Annotated in this window: 12 protein-coding genes; 4 read left to right on the forward strand and 8 right to left on the reverse strand. The window is 67.4% G+C overall.

What is annotated here, in order from left to right; translation table 11 throughout:
* The 6 genes from N7590_RS18995 to N7590_RS19020 form a co-directional block, all read right to left on the reverse strand.
* A partial coding sequence (locus tag N7590_RS18995) for an autotransporter domain-containing protein (protein ID WP_279935794.1) occupies nucleotides 1-2,971 on the reverse strand: 2,971 nt, incomplete at its 3' end.
* Between the two features lie 273 nt (nucleotides 2,972-3,244).
* Nucleotides 3,245-4,312 carry a heparan-alpha-glucosaminide N-acetyltransferase domain-containing protein gene (locus tag N7590_RS19000; protein ID WP_164241899.1) on the reverse strand — a complete coding sequence of 356 codons (1,068 nt, stop codon included), beginning with the start codon at nucleotides 4,310-4,312 and terminating at the stop codon, nucleotides 3,245-3,247.
* Nucleotides 4,312-5,460 carry an N-acetylglucosamine-6-phosphate deacetylase gene (gene nagA, locus N7590_RS19005; protein ID WP_164241900.1) on the reverse strand — a complete coding sequence of 383 codons (1,149 nt, stop codon included), beginning with the start codon at nucleotides 5,458-5,460 and terminating at the stop codon, nucleotides 4,312-4,314. Before nagA ends, N7590_RS19000 begins: the two co-directional genes overlap by 1 nt.
* Nucleotides 5,460-6,488, reverse strand: a complete 1,029-nt coding sequence (locus N7590_RS19010) for an SIS domain-containing protein (RefSeq protein ID WP_053450810.1) — start codon at nucleotides 6,486-6,488, stop codon at nucleotides 5,460-5,462. Before N7590_RS19010 ends, nagA begins: the two co-directional genes overlap by 1 nt.
* Before the next feature lie 7 nt (nucleotides 6,489-6,495).
* On the reverse strand, nucleotides 6,496-7,563 hold the full coding sequence (locus N7590_RS19015) for a LacI family DNA-binding transcriptional regulator (RefSeq protein ID WP_006391719.1): 1,068 nt from the start codon (nucleotides 7,561-7,563) through the stop codon (nucleotides 6,496-6,498).
* A 39-nt stretch (nucleotides 7,564-7,602) separates the two neighbouring features.
* The gene (locus N7590_RS19020) at nucleotides 7,603-8,892 is read right to left on the reverse strand and encodes a sugar MFS transporter (protein ID WP_053450811.1); all 1,290 of its coding nucleotides are present in this window, start codon (nucleotides 8,890-8,892) and stop codon (nucleotides 7,603-7,605) included.
* 376 nt (nucleotides 8,893-9,268) lie between these two features.
* Between N7590_RS19020 and N7590_RS19025 the strand changes: the two genes are divergently transcribed.
* The 3 genes from N7590_RS19025 to N7590_RS19035 all read left to right on the forward strand — a co-directional run bounded on the left by N7590_RS19025 (nucleotide 9,269) and on the right by N7590_RS19035 (nucleotide 15,567).
* On the forward strand, nucleotides 9,269-10,285 hold the full coding sequence (locus N7590_RS19025; protein ID WP_279935795.1) for a glucokinase family protein: 1,017 nt from the start codon (nucleotides 9,269-9,271) through the stop codon (nucleotides 10,283-10,285).
* Between the two features lie 143 nt (nucleotides 10,286-10,428).
* Nucleotides 10,429-13,092 (forward strand): TonB-dependent receptor, encoded by a 2,664-nt coding sequence (locus tag N7590_RS19030; protein ID WP_053510670.1) that lies wholly within the window; start codon nucleotides 10,429-10,431, stop codon nucleotides 13,090-13,092.
* Between the two features lie 111 nt (nucleotides 13,093-13,203).
* Nucleotides 13,204-15,567, forward strand: coding sequence for a family 20 glycosylhydrolase (locus N7590_RS19035; RefSeq protein ID WP_164241902.1), 2,364 nt, complete (start codon nucleotides 13,204-13,206; stop codon nucleotides 15,565-15,567).
* A 135-nt stretch (nucleotides 15,568-15,702) separates the two neighbouring features.
* Here N7590_RS19035 and N7590_RS19040 read toward each other — a convergent pair whose 3' ends face one another.
* Together N7590_RS19040 and N7590_RS19045 are read right to left on the reverse strand one after the other, a co-directional pair.
* Complete coding sequence (locus tag N7590_RS19040; RefSeq protein ID WP_049458854.1) at nucleotides 15,703-16,095, reverse strand: VanZ family protein; 393 nt, start codon at nucleotides 16,093-16,095, stop codon at nucleotides 15,703-15,705.
* On the reverse strand, nucleotides 16,092-17,276 hold the full coding sequence (locus N7590_RS19045) for an SAM-dependent methyltransferase (protein ID WP_053510673.1): 1,185 nt from the start codon (nucleotides 17,274-17,276) through the stop codon (nucleotides 16,092-16,094). Before N7590_RS19045 ends, N7590_RS19040 begins: the two co-directional genes overlap by 4 nt.
* A gap of 59 nt (nucleotides 17,277-17,335) precedes the next feature.
* On the opposite strand from N7590_RS19045, the gene N7590_RS19050 reads away from it, so the two are divergent.
* Nucleotides 17,336-18,033: pteridine reductase (locus N7590_RS19050; protein WP_279935797.1), on the forward strand; the 698-nt coding region annotated here is incomplete at its 3' end.

The raw sequence follows: 18,033 nt of genomic DNA on the forward strand, positions 1-18,033 counted from the left end.
CGCCGCCCAGTTCGCGGGTGTAATCGGCCACCGCGTAGGCGCTGATGGTGCGGTTGAAGCGCCCGACCACACCCACGCCGGCTTCCAGCGCACGCGAGCGCTGCGAGTTGACGATCACGTCGCCGTCGAAGCGGATGCGATCCTCGCCGGAGCCGCCGTGCCAGTAGTTGAGCTTGAAGTACGGCTGCCAGCCGTTGTCGGCCAACTGGTAGTCACCGGTCAGGCGCAGGCCGATGCGGCCGGTCCAGGCGTTGTCGTTGTCGAAGCGCACGCTCGATACCGCATCGCGACGGTCATCCAGCGCGGTGCGCTGCCAGATCACCTGTACCTGCGGCTCCAGCCACCAGGCCGACTGGCCGAACTGCAGCAGCGGCTTGCCGGCCTCCACCGACACGCTGGTGCCATCGCCCTTGATGCCGAAGCCCAGCCCGCGCGAGGAACGCACGCGCCCGTCGTAACGGCTCTGCATCGCCACCGCATCGATGTAGCCACCGGTGCTGCCGGTGAGTGTCCAGTACAGGCCCACGTGTTTGTCATCCAGGCGGTTCTGTCCCACCTGCACGTTCTCCCAGCCCAGCGCCAGGCCGGTGGTCTTGCCCTGTGCGCGGGTGCGGCCGACAAACACGCCGATCTGGTTGCGATGGTTGTCGTTGGCCGCAGCCCACACATCAAGGCCGGCCTGCAGGCCCATCACATCGCCGTCGAACCCAGGCTGCGCATCGCCCTTCCAGTGAATCTCGCTGCTCTGCCCGACCAGCCGGCCCCAGGCGGTGCGCAGCGCGCCCTGGTTGTACAGCAGGCGCTGCTCGCCCTGCCGCTCGTGGAACGTGCCGAGGCTGGCCAGAGAGGCCTCGCGCAGCAGGGGCGGCACCACGGCGTAGGTGGCGGTCTCCATGCGGTACAGCGGCACCACGGCGCCCTCTGCCGGGCGCGCATCCGGCGTCGGCGGTGCGCCGGTACCAGGCAGGCTGCCACCGGCCACCGGCACCTCGGGCACTTCCGGATCGGTCGGCGGCGGCGCCGGCGGTGGCTCCGGCGGCGGTGGCGGTGGGGCGGTCTCACCGGCGGTCAGGTCCGGATCGGTGGCGCCTTCGGGCGGCGGGGGTGGCGCCGGCGTGATCGGCGGCGGCGGGGCCACCGGCGGTGTCGGCGGTGGCGGCGTGACGGTACCGCCGCCATTGGGCGCCGGGGTTGGTCCCTGCACCAGCGTCGAGCGCAGGTACCAGTTCTCGCCGGTGCCCGCGCTGACCCCGCCCTTGAACAGGAAGTACTCATAGGCACCGGCCGCCACGGGCGCAAACAGCGAGAATGCGCCCGGCGCGGTGGTGGCGCCATTCAATGCCTGCACCACCAGGATGCCGTCGGTACGTGTCGCCGCACCACCGCCGCCCACGTTGAGGATGCCGATGCCGGTGCTGCCGGTGGCCGTGCCGCCGTCGAACACCAGCTTGTCACTGGCCGAATCATCGGCCCCCAGCACCGTCTTCAGGTACAGACCGCCACCGTCGCCGCGGTAATTGCCGCGCACGGTGAAGGCATCACCGGCGCTGCCGCTGGCGGTCAGGTCGATGCGCCCGGCATTGACCATGTTGACCAGGCCCGATGCCATGAACGGACGGATGGCATGGTTGCCGCCGCCAGCGAACAATGTGCTGGTGTCGTCGACGGTGAGCGTACCGGTGCCGGTGCCGGCATCGCCCAGAACCAGATTGCCGTCGAAGGTCAGTTCGGTGCTGCTGGCCAGGCTGATCGTTTCCCAGTTCTGGAAGCGCCCGACGCCGGTGGTCTTGACGTTGGTGAGGTTGAGCTGGTCGGTGCCGCTGCCGCCATCGAACAGGGGGACTGCACCGACGTGGGTCTGGGTGAGGTTGGCCAGGTTCGCAACGTCGTCATCCGGGCCCATGTCGATCGCGCCGTAGACGATGCCGCCATCGGTCCAGTTGAAGGTGTCATTGCCGGTGCTGAGCAGCACCTGGCCGCGCACGGTGCCATCAGTGATGGTCACGCTGTCGGCACCGCCGCTGACGCTGATGTTGCCGCCGATGTAGGCCGTGCCCGAAATGATGATGGTGTCGGTGTCGAAGCCGGTCACCACGTTGCCGTCAACGGTACCGCCGGACATGTCCCACAGGTTCTTGTCGAGCTTCATGTTGACCCGGCCGATGCGGCCACCGGTCATCCAGGCCCGGTCGCCATCTTCGAAGGCACCGATGATGCGGCCACCACTCATGCGGAAGGTGTCGATGTTGTCGCCCTGCTGCAGGGCGCCGACGGTGCCGCCGGTCATGACGAAATCGTCGCGGCCACTGCCCTGCGCGACCACGCCGGTGATGGTGCCGTCGGTCACCGTCATCTGGTCATCGCCGCTGCCCTGGTCGACACGGTCGAGGGTGCCGTCGTTGAGCAGCAGCACATCGTTGCCATCGCCCTGCAGGACACCGCCGGTGATGCTGCCGGCCTGCATCTCCAGGCGATCATTGCCGGCACCGAACTGCACGCCGGTTCCGCCACTGATCGTTCCGCGGTTGACCAGCACGCTGTCACCATTGCCGACGAACTGCAGGGCGATGTTGCTGCCCGTGCTGATGCTGCCAAGGTTCTCGACGCGGCTGCCGCCGCCGAGCTGCACCGCCACGCCGCTGACCGAACTGATCGCGCCCTGGCTGGACAGCAGATGGCCCCCTGCGCCGACCAGCGCAATGGCGGAACCGCCACCGCTCTGCTGCAGCTGGGCGCTGCTGGCAACGTTGACAGTGATGCCGGCCGCGCCGCTGGCAGCGATGGGAACGGTCTGCGGGTTGGGCGCGCTGGCGCTGCAGGTGACCGTCTGGCCGGCAACGGGCGCGATGGCGTCACAGCCGGCCCAGGCGACGCTGGCGGACATCAGCATGACGGAGGGAACGGCCAGGGCCTGCAGCACGGAAACGGTGAGGCGGCGCGGACGAAACGCGCGCGGGACGGCACGGGACATACAGCACTCCTGGACAGGGGATCAGGAACTGCGGATATGCGGTACTGTGAGCGCAGTCTGCCTTGTCGTGAATGGTTTCGACAGGTGAATTTACGTGCCAGTGATCACACTTCAATTGCGAACTCGGGCGATTCTCACCTGGCCTCTACGTGGCTGAAACCATTCATTTTTCTGGAGGCCACCAGTAGCGAGAAGAGCATCCACGCAGGGCGTGGATCTACTGAACCAGCACGCGCATCCCGGACGATCCACGCCATGCGTGGATGAGGCGGGTCAGATCTTCAGGTAGATCTTCCGCCGGTCCAACCACCAGGCCACGCCCCACCACAGCGCGACGAACGCCACCGCCTGCAGCATCGACGCCAGTTCCAGCGCCTGTGGCATCGCATCGGCCAGCTGCTGCCAGATCCAGCCCCAGGCGCCGGTGGCCATCAGCACCACCGACATGACCGACGCACCCAGATAGGCAGTGATCGCATTGACCCCGAAGCGCCGCCCCAGCGCCGGCCAACCCTTGCGGTCGATCAGCACGTGGCCCAGCCACAGCGCCAGCGCGGCAAGGCCACCGGTCCACAGCACATAGCTGGGCGTCCACAGCTGTTTGTTCAACGGCAGCACGGTGGCCAGCAGCAACCCAAGCACAGCGGTTGCCACGCCCAGCCCGGCCAGGGCCGCCGAACGCCCGTTGCGCAGCAGGCCGCCGGCCAACAAGCCGAGCACGGTGCTGGCCAGGGCGCCCAGGGTACTCAGCAATCCTTCCGGGTCATGGCCAAGCCCGGTATCGGCGTGCCACTGGTAGATCCACGGGGCGAACAGCGTGGTATCCAGGCGGCTGGCCGGATTGGTCCACGGCGCCAGATCGCCGATGCCCAGCAGCAGCACGGTGTACCCCACCAGCAGCGTGATCAGCACGGCCGCCTGCACGCGCGGACGCGCATACACCGCCAGCACGCCCACCAGCGCCGCACATACCGCGATCCGCTGCAGCACGCCCCAGATGCGGAAGTGATGCGTCTGCAGCGCCCACCAGATCAACAGATGCAACAGCGCACCGGCCAGCAGGATGCGCAGCGCGCGCTCCAGCACGCCACGCGCCAACGCAGGGCGGACCGACGCGTCCAGCGCGCGCGGTGCCACGCTGAAGGCCATCGACACACCGACCAGGAACAGGAAGAACGGGAACACCAGATCGGTGGGCGTGCAGCCGTGCCATTCCGAATGACGCAGTGGTGCGAACACCGCGCTCCAGTCACCCGGATTGTTGACCAGCAGCATCGCCGCCACGGTGATGCCGCGCAGGGCATCGATCGAGCCCAGCCGGCGTGGCGGCGTAGCGTTCATCAGGCGGCCTCGTACTGTCCGGCGATCCAGGTGCCGCGCACCTGCAGAGCGTCATCCAGCAGCACCAGGTCGGCCTGGTAGCCCTCTGCGATGTGGCCGAGGCGGTCATCGACATTGAGGAACTGCGCCGGATAGGTCGAGGCCATGCGTGCGGCTTCGGCCAGCGGCTGGCCCAGCAGCTGCACGGTGTTGCGCACGGCGGTGGCCATGTCCAGCGCCGAACCTGCCAGTGCACCGGCGGCATTGCGCACCACGCCGTCGATGGCCGTGATGGTTTCGCCGTACAGCACGTAGCTCGGGTCATCGGCACCGACCGGCGGCATTGCATCGGTCACCAGCAGCAGGCGGCCACGCGGCTTGGCCGCCAGGGCCACGCGCAGGCTGGCCGGATGCACATGCACACCGTCGACGATGATGCCGATCCAGCTGTCGCGGTCTTCCAGCGCGGCGCCCACTGCGCCGGGTTCGCGGCCCTGCAATGGCGACATCGCGTTGTACAGATGGGTGAAGCCACGCACGCCGGCATCCAGGCCCGCACGGATCTCTTCGTAGGTGCCTGCGGTATGCCCAGCGGCGACGATCACGCCTCGCTCGACCAGCGCACGGATGGTCTCCAGCGGCACGCGTTCCGGCGCCAGCGTCAGCAGGGTCACGCCGTTGTCGAGCGACGCGGCCAGCGCGATCTCATCCTCGTCCGGCACGCGGAACTTGCTGGCATCGTGGGTGCCCTTGCGCGCAGGTGCGATGTAGGGGCCTTCCAGATGGATGCCAATCACGCCCGGCACGCCCTGTGCGATCGCTTCGCGCATCGCACCGATGGCTTCACGCATCACCTCCACGTCGTCGCTGATCAGCGTCGGCAGCATCGCGGTGGTGCCGAAACGGCGGTGCGCCTGCGCGATGGTGCGCAGCGACGCGACGTCCGGCGTGTTGTTGAACAGCGCACCGCCGCCGCCGTTGACCTGCACGTCGATGAAGCCGGGCAGCAACCAGCCTCCGCCCAGGTCCACCTGCTCGGCGGCCTGGCCGATCTGCGGTGCGGCATCGGGCAGCAGCGCACTGATGCGGCCGTCCTCGATCACCACCGCCAGATCGTCGCGGAATTCATCGCCTGCAAGGATGCGGGCGTTGCGCAGCACCGTGGCCATCAGACCGTCTCCGTAACCTTGTTCAGGTGCGGCGGCAGATCCGGGTTGAAGCCACGGCGCAGCGCCAGCGCGTTGATCGCGCGGTAGAAGCTCTGCACGGTCAGCAGCGGCGCGCACAACGGATGCGGCGCGGCCGCGACCGGCAGATTGCCGCCAGCACCGGCCAGCCATACCTGTGCACCGCGCGCAGTGAATTCATCGACCACTGCACGGGTACCGGCACCGGTCTCGTCCGGCTGCGCGAAGGCGAGCACCGGGAAGCCACGATCGACCAGCGCCATCGGGCCGTGCTTGACCTCGGCCGAACTGTAGGCCTCGGCATGCAGGCTGCAGGTTTCCTTGAACTTCAGCGCGGCTTCCTGCGCCGCGCCCAGGCCCAGGCCACGGCCGAGCACAAACAGGTTGGTGGCTTCGACCAGGCCGTCGGTCACCGCGCTCCAGTCGCACTGCCAGGCCGCACGCATCGCATCGGGCAACAGGTCCAGTGCGGCACGCAGGTTGCTGTCCTGCTTCCAGTACGCGGCCAGCTGCAGCAGCGCAGCCAGCGAAGCCAGGTAGCTCTTGGTGGCCGCCACGCTCTTCTCGGCACCGGCATGCAGCGGAATGACCGTGTCGGCCAGCTGCGCCAGCGGTGAATCCTCGACGTTGACCAGCGCGATCACGCGCGCACCGGCCGCCTTGGCGGCTTCCGCGTTGCGCAGCAGGTCCGGGCTCTTGCCCGACTGCGAGATGACGATGAACAACGCGCCACGCAGTTGCAGCGGTGCGGCATACACCGAGCCCACCGACGGCGACGCCGAGGCAACCACCAGGCCCAGCTGGGTCTCCAGCAGATATTTGCCGTAGGTGGCGGCATGGTCGGAGCTGCCACGCGCGCAGGTGACCACGAACGGCGGCGGCGCCGCGCGCAGGCTGGCGGCCAGGGTTTCCATGGTGGCGTGGTTGCGCGAGAACTGACGGGCGACCACGTCGGCTGCTTCAGCGGCCTCGGCGAACATCAGGGTGGAAGTGGGGTCTGACAGCGACATGGCAGGCTCAGGCAGGATCGGAAGGAAGGGGGCGTGCGCCGGCCGGGCGCATCGGTGCGGTCGAACCGCGCACCACCAGTTGTGGCACGAAGCCCTGGTTGTGCAGCGGCGCCGGCGCATCGTCGTAGGCGTCGCTGCGCAGCTGCGCGATCAGCAGGCGCGCAGCGTGGCGGGCGATGTCTTCGGTGGCCTGCTTGGCGGTGGTCAGTGGCGGCCACGACTGGCGCGAGAACGGGCTGTCCTCGAAACCGGCGATGGACAGGTCATAGGGCACGTTCATGCCGGCCGACTTGGCGGCCGCCAGCACGCCGGCGGCGATTTCATCGTTGGAGCCGAAGATGGCGGTGGGCGGCTCGCGCAGCGCCAGCAGGCGGCGCGCGCCGCGGAAACCGTCGTCGAAGGTGTAATCACCCTGCACCACCAGGTGCTTGTCCACGGTCATGCCGTAGTCCTTCAGCGCAGCCTCGTAACCGGCATAACGCTCGCCCGAGGAGCGGTGCGAGATACCACCCCAGAGGAAGCCGATGCGCTGGTGGCCCAGCTGGATCAGGTGCTCGGTGATTTCGTAGGCGGCCTCGCGGTCGTCGACGAACACGCAGGCGCCGTCGGCCGGGTCTTCGGTGGCGGCGATGATGCGCACCAGCTTGATGCCGCGCGCGGTCAGCGCCTGGATCAGGTCGCGGCGCTCGGACATCGGTGCGGTCAGCACCAGCCCGGCCAGGCGCGAACGCTGCACCCAGTCGGCCAGCTCATCGGCCAGCAGCGGCGAGCTGGAATCGCAGGGATGGATCTGCAGGCCAAACCCGGTCTCGCGGCAGGCAGCGAGCACGCCGTTCTGCACGCCGATGATGTGGTACGGGTTCGGGTTGTCGTAGACCAGCCCGATCACGAAGGTGGTGCCGCTGCGCAGGTTGCGCGCGGACGGGTCGGGCTCGTAGTCGAGCTCGGCGATGGCACGCAGCACCCGTGCACGGGTGGCCTGCATCACCGAGGGCTCGTTGTTGATCACCCGCGAGACCGTCTTCAGCGAGACCTTGGCCTTCTCCGCAACGTCCTTGATGGTCGCTCTGCGCATGGGTTTTCCCTGGGGTTGGCTGCCGTCCATCATCGCCGATCAGGCCTTGTCCTGCGGCAGGCCGGCGCGATGGCCGATCACCGAGTAGAACAGGATGTACAGGTAGCACGGCACCATCAGCAGCACGAACACCAGCTGGAAGTCGATGTGCTGCTTGAGCACGGCGAACAGCTGGGGAATGATCGCGCCGCCGGCGATGCCCATCACCAGCAGCGCCGAACCGGTTTCGGTGAAGCGGCCCAGGCCACGGATCGCCAGCGGGAAGATCGCCGGCCACATCATCGCGTTGGCAAAGCCCAGTGCGGCCACGAAGCCCACCGAGACGTAGCCGTGGGTGACCCAGGCGCCGAGGCAGAACACCACGCCCAGCACGGCGGAAATGGTCAGGTAGCGTGACTGCGAGACCACCTTCGGGATCAGCAGCAGGCCGACCACGTAGCCGATGAGCATGGCAAACAGGGTCAGCGAGGTGAACATCTTGGTCTGGTCCAGCGGCAGGTCGAAGCCGTGGCCATAGGTACCGATCGCATCGCCGGCCATCACCTCCACGCCCACGTACACGAACAGGCACAGCACGCCCAGCCACAGGTGCGGGAACTGGAAGATGCTGCGGCGCTCGGCGGCACCGGCGGTGGTGGGGGTAGCGTTGGCTTCGGCGGACTTGATTTCCGGCAGCGGCGAGAACAGCACGGCCACCGCCAGCAGCACCAGCAGACCGGCCATGGCCAGGTACGGCGCGTGGATCTTGGCAGCGAAATCGTTGAGCAGCTGCGCCTTGGTCGCTTCATCGGCAACGGCCACGCTGGCCGACAGGTCACCGATGCCGTGCAGCACCACAGTACCGATCAGCACCGGCGCCAGCATGCCGGCGATCTTGTTGCAGATGCCCATCAGCGCGATGCGCCGCGCCGCGGTCTCGATCGGGCCGAGGATGGAGATGTAGGGGTTGATCGCGGTCTGCAGCAAGGCCAGGCCGCTGCCGATCACGAACAGGCCGCCGAGCGCGCCCGGGTACCAGCGCTGGGTGGCGAATTCGCCGAACAGCGCGGCACCACCGGCCATCACCAGCAGGCTCAGGCTCAGGCCCTTCTTCATGCCGGTGCGGCGCAGGATCCACGACGACGGCAGGGCCAGGAAGAAGTAGGACAGGTAGAACACCATCAGCACCAGGAAGGCGCCGACCTCGCTGAGTTCGAAGGCGAGCTTGACGAAGGTGATCAGTGGCCCGTTGAGCCAGGTGAAGAAGCCGATCAGGAAGAACAGCACGCCGACGATGGCGATGGAGGTGGCCACGTTCGGGCGCGCGCTTGCAGCGGGGACGGCGGACATCAGGAGGGCTCCTGCGGCGACGGCCGCAGAACGCGGCGTCGGAGAGTGGCTGGGAACAACGTTGTCACATTCTTTCGATGGACAACGGCGGTTTGTCAACTTCCCTGCATCACCCCGTGAACCTCGTGCTGCACTGCGCAAGCCGATCCCGGCGCATCGTGCTGAATGCGCCGCAGCCCTTGAGCCCCGTGCAGCAAAGGTTCCCGCGTGAAACCCATGCTCACGCCATGTAAACGTTTACTGCATGTCGCATTCGTTGCGGCGCAGCAACGAAAGTGTCACGAACTCGTTGACATCGTTGTCAGCGGGGTTACAGACTCCGCCCCAATCGCCGCCCCCGATCCCGGGGCCGGCCCCACCTGCAGCAGGAGCCCGCGTGACCGCCAGCCACCCCGCCCCGGCCCATGTCCTGTCCCGAGTCGCGCCCTCGTTCCTGGCCGCCGACGTTGGTGGCACCCATGTGCGCGTGGCCCGGGTCCAGGCCAGTGGTGATACCGCCCACCCGGTGCAGGTGCTGGAATACCGCAAGTACCGCAATGCCGACCATCCCGGCCTCAGCGCGATCCTGTCCGACTTCCTCGGCGAAGGCCCGCGGCCCTCGCACTGCGTGGTCGCCAGCGCCGGCTATGCCCGCGAGGACGGCACGGTGATCACCGCCAACCTGCCGTGGCCGCTGTCGGCGCGCCAGGTGGAAGCCGACGTCGGCCTGCAGCGGGTCTACATCGTCAACGACTTTGAAGCGGTGGCCTACGCCGCTGCGCAGGTGGACGCCAGCGGCGTGCTGCACCTGTGCGGACCAGAGACCGCTGCGCGCGGCCCGACCCTGGTGGTCGGCCCGGGCACCGGCCTCGGCGCCGCGCTGTGGATTCCCACCGCACACGGCCCGGTGGTGCTGCCGACGGAAGCCGGCCAGCCGACCCTGGCCGCCAGCACCGAACTGGAAATGGCCATCGTCCGCCACATGCAGCGCGACCGCGCGCACGTGTCGATCGAGCATGCGATCTCCGGCCCGGGCCTGATGAACCTGTACCGCGCGGTATGTGCGCTGCAGGGGCAGGTACCGACGCTGGCCAGCCCGGATGCGGTCACTGCCGCCGCCATGGCCGATACCGATGCGCACGCACGCCAGGCGTTGGATGTGTTCTGCGGCCTGCTCGGCAGCACCATCGGCGACATGGCGCTGTTCTACGGCGCCCATGGTGGCGTCTACCTGGCCGGCGGCATCCTGCCGCAGATCCGCGAATACCTGCACGCCAGCACCTTCGTCGAACGCTACCTGCAGAAGGGGCCGATGGGCGAAGCACTGGCACGCATCCCGGTGAAGGTCGTCGAGCACGGCCAGCTGGGCGTGGTCGGCGCTGCCAGCTGGTACCTGCAGCAGTCGGCCGCCTGACACCGCAACAGGCTTCAACGCAATCGCAGCACGCAGTACGTGGCACGCCAACGCACGGGACTTCGCCGCCACCCCGCGCATGTCTTCGCAACCGTAATCGAACACCGCCGCCGGCATCCAATCGAGTGATGAGGAGAGACATCATGAACACCCGCAAGACCCTGCTTTCGGCCGCCATCGTCAGCTGCATCGCCTTCAGTGCGCATGCACAGCAGGCCGCCCAGACCGCCACCGACCTGGACACCGTGACGGTCACCGGTATCCGTGGTTCGATGGAAAAGTCGCTGGACACCAAGCGCGAAGCCAATGCGCGCGTGGAAGTGGTCACCGCCGAAGACGTCGGCAAGCTGCCGGCGCACAACGTCGCCGATACCCTGCAGCGCCTGCCGGGCGTCAACATCAGCTCGTCCAGCGCCGACGAAGGCGGCTTCGACGAAGCCGACCGTGTCAGCCTGCGCGGCACCAGCCCGAGCCTGACCCAGACCCTGATCAACGGCCATACCGTCGGCTCGGCCGACTGGTTCGTGCTCAGCCAGGGCAACAACGTCGGCCGCAGCGTCAGCTACTCGCTGCTGCCGTCGGAACTGGTCAGTTCGGTGGAAGTGAACAAGTCCTCGCAGGCCAAGCTGCAGGACGGCGGCACCACCGGTACCGTCAACATCATCACCCGCAAGCCGCTGGAATTTTCCAAGCAGTTCACCGCGGAAGGCTCGATCGGCATGGTGCGCTCGGACCAGGCCAAGTCGAACGACCCGCAGTATTCGGCACTGTTCAACTACAAGAACGACGAAGGCACCTTCGGCGTGATGGTGCAGGGCTTCAGCCAGAAGCGCGAGCTGCGCCGTGAAGCGCAGGAAATCCCGGGCGGCTTCTTCAAGATCGGCGCCGGTGATCCGGTGGCCAAGACCAACCCCGACCTGATCGGCGTCAATGTACCGGGCCTGCTGGGTTCGACCCTGTTCGAACAGACCCGTGAGCGCAAGGGCGGCCTGGTCTCGCTGCAGTTCAAGCCGAGCGACAGCCTCACCCTGGGCCTGAACGGTTTCAGTTCCGAACTGAAGGCGAACAACTACAACCGCAACTTCATGATGTTCGGCAACAGCTTCGCCAAGTCGCAGGCGCCGGATCCGGGCTATGTGATCAAGGATGGCGTGCTGACCAACGCCACCTACAAGGGCGTGCCGGGCACCGACTACGCGGTGTACGACATGATCTACCGCGAGTCGAAGGCCAAGTCGAGCTATGTCACCTTCGATGCCGACTGGCAGATCAACGACAACCTGACCGCCAAGTTCCAGGCCGGCAGCACCAAGGGCACCGGCGAAACGCCGCGCCAGTACATCGCCGAGGTCACCCTGGCCAACGGTGGCGGCGCCAGCTGGGCCACGCACGGCAATGGCTCGCCGATCGACTGGAATGTCGGCGGCGATATCTCGCCCAACGGCGTGACCAGCTTCGGCACCTGGGGCAACCAGCAGGTCACGGCTGAAGACAAGGAGAAGTGGGCCACGCTCGACTTCAACCAGTACTTCAATGATGGCGGCGTGCTGAGCTCGATCGACTTCGGCCTGCGTTTCGCCGACCACAAGCGCGAAGCGCTGTCGCCGGAAGGTGCAACCCCAGGTGACATCTGGAGCGCGCTGAAGAACGGTGCCACGGCCAACTATCCGAGTGGCTTTGCCGGTGACATCGGCGGCACCTTCCCGCGCAACCTCTGGTACTTCACCCCGGGTGCGCTGAAGGACGCGGTGACCAACAACTCCACCTGGCTGGCCGGCAATGATGGCCCGACCGGTCGCCATAACTACGGCGCCGAGTGGAAGGTGAAGGAAAAGAACTTCGCCGGCTACGTGCAGGCCAACTTCCGCGGCGACTGGTGGAGCGGCAACGTCGGCCTGCGCTACGTCAACATCAAGCAGGACATTGACACCTACAACGCCGTCAGCAAGGCCGCCGACGCCGATGTCAGCAGCCTGTTCGGCATGTGGGAGCGCCTGGCCTTCCAGAACAAGCGCAACCGTGTGCTGCCCAGCGCCAACATCAAGTTCGACCTGGACGACAAGCTGGTGCTGCGCGTCGCCGCTTCGCAGACGCAGACCCTGCCAGACTACTCGGCGCTGGGTGCCTCCTCGTACGGTTCGGACCTGAACCGGACCGGCGGCGGTGGCAACCCGAACCTCAAGCCGACCCTGTCGACCAACCTGGATGCCAACCTGGAGTGGTACTTCATGCCGCGCGGCATGCTGTCGGTGGGCGCCTATCACATGGACCTGAAGGACTACATCGCCTTCGACGTGGTCTCGCGCCAGCTCTACAGCGAACTGACCAACCAGCTTGAGACCTACCAGATCTCCACCCCGATCAATGCCGACGGCAAGGTGACCGGCGTGGAAGTGGCCTACGAGCAGCCGATCGGCGAGTACTTCGGCATCAATGCCAACTACACCTACGCCAATGGCACGACCTCGCACACCTGGTCGGATGGCTCGCACAACCTGCTGGGCACCTCGAAGAACACCTACAACGTGGGTGCCTACTTCGAGAACGAGCGCTTCGGCGCCCGGGTCAGCTACACCCGCCGTTCCTCGTTCCTGATCAGCCTGTCGGGCACCAACCCGTACTACCAGGATGACTTCGGCACGCTGTCGGCATCGCTGAGCTACAAGGCGACCGACTGGCTGAGCATCAGCCTGGATGGCCTGAACCTCAACAACCCGACCTACAAGTACTACCAGACCGCGGCCATCCCGACCTCGTTCTACAGCAACGGTCGCCAGTACTACCTCAACTTCCGCTTCAAGTACTGATCCAGCGGCGGCAACATCGCCGAGTCGTGCACGCACGCCGGGCCTGGGTCATTCCGGGCCCGGCGTTTTTCATGTATAGCGTTCATCGCACCGTTCCAAGGAGTCGTCTCGATGGTCAAGCCTTCCCGCGCCCGGATGCGCAGCGCAGTGCTGCTGGGCAGCCTGCTCGCCCTGCTGCCGGCGATGCCGGCACTCGCCGCCGATCCCACGCCCGCCGCAGAAGCACCCGGCCCGCAGCTGCGCGCCGGCAACCTGATGCTGATTCCCGCGCCGTCCAACGTGCAGCGTGGCCAGGGCAGCGGCATCACTGTCCGTGCCGATACCGTGCTGTACGCCGAAGGCGAAGCCGCGCAACGCGTCGCCACCCAGTTTGCCGACCTGCTGGCCCGCAGTGGTGGCCCGCGCCTGGCCCTGGCCCTGGCCAAGGGCAAGGCAGCAGGCAAGGCCGGCAGCATCCGTTTCCAGATCGTGCCCACCTTCCGCGACAGCGGTGAGGGCTACACGTTGGACAGCACCGCGCAGGGTGTGGTGATCCAGGCCGGCAACGAGACCGGCCTGTTCTATGGCGCAACCACCCTCGCCCAGCTCGCCACCGGCGGCAGCAACGGCGTGCTGCCGGTGGTGCAGATCCAGGACGCGCCGCGTTTCAGCTGGCGCGGCTTCATGCTCGACTCGGCGCGGCATTTCCAGAGCCTGGACGAGATCAAGCGCGTGCTCGACGCGATGGCCGCGCACAAGCTCAACACCTTCCACTGGCACCTGACCGACGACCAGGGCTGGCGCATGGAGATCAAGCGCTACCCGAAGCTGACCGAGGTGGGCAGCTGCCGCCTGCCAGCCGGTGACGGCGGCATCGATCCGGTCAGTGGCCAGCAACATCCGTACTGTGGCTTCTACACCCAGGAGCAGATCCGCGACGTGATCGCCTATGCAGCCAGGCTGCATATCCAGGTCATTCCGGAAATCGACGTGCCCGGTCACGCCACCGCCGCCATCGCTGCCTACCCGGAACTGGGCTCGATCAGCACCCCGCTGAAGCCGATCAGCGAGTGGGGCGTGTTCCCGAACCTGTTCAACGTGGAGGACAGCACGGTCACCTTCCTGGAGAACGTGCTGGAAGAAGTGATCGCACTGTTCCCGGCCAAGTACGTGCACGTGGGCGGCGACGAGGCGGTCAAGGACCAGTGGGAAGCCTCCAGGCAGGTGCAGCAGCGCATGCGTGCGCTGGGCATCAACAACGAGATGGCCATGCAGAGCCATGTCATCAAGCGCCTGGAGACGTTCCTGGAGCAACACGACCGGCGCCTGATCGGCTGGGACGAGATCCTCGAAGGGGGCTTGCCGCCGCAGGCCACGGTTATGTCGTGGCAGGGCACCGAAGGCGGCCTGGCCGCAGCCAGTGCCGGCCATGACGTGATCATGTCGCCGGTCGGTTACCTGTACCTGGACTACCTGCAGACCGCCTCGCCGAACGAGCCGCCGGGCCGTCCGGCCCAGGTCAACCTTGGCAAGCTGTACAACTTCGAGCCGGTGCCGGCCGAACTGGCTGCCGACAAGCGCGGGCACATCCTGGGCCTGCAGGCCAACATGTTCACCGAGCACACGCGCAGCTATGCACGCCTGCAGCACAACCTGTTCCCGCGACTGGCGGCGGTGGCCGAGACCGGCTGGAGCACGCCGGAACACCGCGATTTCCGCGACTTCCTCGCGCGCCTGCCGGCGCAGCTGCAGCGCTACCGCGCCTGGGGCCTGGCCTATGCGCAGACGCCGTTCGAAGTGGGCGTGGATTACACCGACAACCGCACCGCCAACACCGTGGCCGTGTCGCTGGCCAACCCGCTGGGCTATGAGGTGCGCTACAGCACCGATGGCCAGCCGGTCAGCGCACAGTCGCCGCTGTACCAGCAGCCGCTGACCGCGACGCTGCCCGCCACCGTGCAGGCCGCCGCGTTCTACCAGGGCCAGATGCTGGCCGCGAAGCCGACCGTCGCCGCGTTCACCGCGCAGTCGCTGCTCAGCCGCCGCAGCGATGAGTTGCTCAGCTGCGTGGGCAAGAAGGGCCTGGTGCTGCGCCTGGAAGACGATGGCCCGCGCGAAGGCACCCGCGCGGTGTTCAACGTCGACATCTTCCAGCCGTGCTGGCGTTGGCCGCAGGCGCAGCTGGACGGCGTCGGCAGCGTGGAAGTGCGTGCGGGCCGTATTCCGTACTACTTCCAGCTGGCCCATGACGAACCCAAGCGTCGCTTCGAGAAGGCCAGGCGTGCGCATGGCGAGATGCAGGTGCGCCGTGGCGACTGCAGCGGCAAGGTGCTGGCCGAAGTTGCGTTGCCGGCCCAGCCGGATGCCGATGGCTTCGTGACCCTGCGTGCAACGCTGCCGAAGGGTACCCAGGGTAACGGCGACCTGTGCATCAACTTCACCGGCGATACGCGCCCGGCGATGTGGGTGCTGGATGAGGTGACGCTGGGGAAATGAGGGCAGGTCTGTCCTGGTGGGTGCCGACCTTGGTCGGCACCCCGGGCAGTTCATCCACGCATGGCGTGGATCTACGGGACGGCTCCACGCGTGCCGTGGATCTACCGGTAGGTGCCAACCTTGGTTGGCACGCCTTTACCCCCGCCAGCGCAGCAGCAGGTCGCGCAGCGGGGTCAATACGGTAGCCATGCCGGCCAGCACACCGATCGTGTTGGCCAGCGCATCCATCGGATCGGCCGTGCGGTTGCTGGTCAGCGCGCCCTGCGCGAACTCGATGCCGATGCCCATCAGCACCAGTCCCACGCCCACCCACAGCAGCGGGCGGCCGCGCCGGAACAGCTGCACTGCGCTGCCGGCCAGGATGAAATAGGCCAGGAAGTGCTCACCCTTGTCGCTGTTTTCCGGCAACGGAATCGGCGGCGGCGGAATCAGGCACACCACGATCACCAGCAGTACCGCCAGCGCCCACAGCACGGTCCACAGCCGCGGCCTGCGCAGCGGCTTGATCAGCGGCCGAGCATCACTCACAGCCGCCAGCTCAGGTCACCCAGTTCGAAGGCCGGCTCGAAATCGACGCCACGCTGCAGGCCGATTGCCTGGAAGCGCTCGCCCATTTCGGTCGGCAGGGTCAGCTTCTTCACCTGGTCGCGCAGCTGGATGCGGCCGACTTCATCGGTGCGCTCCTCGGCCAGCAGCAATACCTGGTCCAGGCCGTTACCGAGCAGGAAGCTGGCCTGGCTGCAGTAGCCGGCCAGTTCGAAGCCACCGTGCAGGCCCGCTTCGGCCATCGCGGTGAAGTCCACCGAGGCGGTGATGTCCTGCAGGCCCGGCCAGCGATGCACGTCGTTGTGCACGTGGTGGCGGTAGAACGCACGCACGGTGCCATCGTCGCGGTCATGCTGGTAGAACTCGCCGCGGTTGTAGCCGTAGTCGACGAACAGCATCGCACCGCGCTGCAGGCCACCAGCCACCGCCTGCAGCCAGTACGGCAGCTGCGGCAGCACTTCGGAACGGTAGCCCTCGGCGAAGGGCTTCTCCAGATAGCGCTCGATGTGGCGCACCGCGCCGTTGAGCAGGATGTCGGCCGGCTGCGCGCCGCGGATGAAGCGGCCTTCGGCGTCCAGCTCGACGGTTTCCTCATAGACCTCGCCGTCGCGGATCAGGAAGCGCGGCGTCGGCAGCGCGTCGATCACCTCGTTGGCGAACACCACGCCCTCCCAGTCCTCTTCGAACGGGCGGTCGATCCAGTCCACGCGCGCGGCCAGCTCGGCCGGCAGGTTCTGCTGCAGGCGCTGCTGCTGGCGCTCGCGCAGGTCGGCGCTGGGTTCGAGGATGGCATAGCGCGAGGGCAGCGCGTCCAGCTCCGCCAGGCGCAGCAGCACCGCCTCGGCGAAGGCACCGGTACCGCCACCCAGCTCCAGCATCCGCGCCTGCGCACCCAGCTGGGCGAACACCGGCGCCAGGGCATTGGCCACGCTGCCGGCGAACAGGCTGCCGAGCTCGGGCGCGGTGGTGAAGTCGCCGCTGCCACCGAACTTGCTGGCACCGGCGCTGTAATAGCCCCAGCCCGGGGTATACAGGCACAGCTCCATGAAGCGGGAGAACGGCATTGCCCCGCCCTGCGCAAGGATCTCGGCGCGCAGGGCGGCGGCCAGCTGGTCGCTGTGGGCCAGGGCATCGGCTTCGGGCAGGGGGAAGGTGGGCTGCATGGCGTCTTCGAATGCGGTGACAATGGTGCACAGGATAGCCGAGCCTTGGAGGACCCTCGATGAGCGACACCCACCCCGTGGTCCTGATCACCGGCAGCGCGCGCCGGATCGGTGCGGCCATCGCCCGCCAGTTCCACGCCTGTGGCTGGTCGGTGGTGCTGCACGCCAACACCTCCAGCGCCGAACTGCAGCAGGCCGCGTTCGATTTCGACAACGTACGCCCGGGCAGCGTACTGGCCCTGCAGGCCGACCTGCGCGACGCCGACGCCCTGCCCGACCTGGTGGAACAGGCCGTCACCCACTTCGGCCGCCTGGACGCGCTGGTCAACAACGCCTCCAACTTCTTCCCCACGCCGCTCGGCCAGGTCACTGCCGAGGCGATGGACGAGCTGTATGCGGTCAACGCGCGCGCGCCACTGCTGCTGTCACAGGCAGCCGCGCCCTACCTGCGCCGCCAGCAGGGCTGCATCGTCAACCTGACCGACCTGCACGGCACCGATCCGATGCGTGACCACATCGCCTACACCATGACCAAGGCCGCGCTGGAGATGGCCACCCGTTCGCTGGCGCTGGAGCTGGCGCCGAAGGTGCGGGTCAATGCGGTGGCCCCCGGCGCGATCCTGTGGCCGGAACAGGGCAAGGATGATTTCGCCCGCGAGGCGCTGCTGGCGCGCACGCCGCTGGCACGGATCGGCACGGTCGAGGAGATCGCCGAGGCGGTGTACTGGCTGGTGGCCGAGGCCAGCTTCGTCACCGG

The organism is Stenotrophomonas sp. GD04024 (assembly GCF_029837545.1).
Taxonomy (GTDB): Bacteria; Pseudomonadota; Gammaproteobacteria; order Xanthomonadales; family Xanthomonadaceae; genus Stenotrophomonas; species Stenotrophomonas forensis.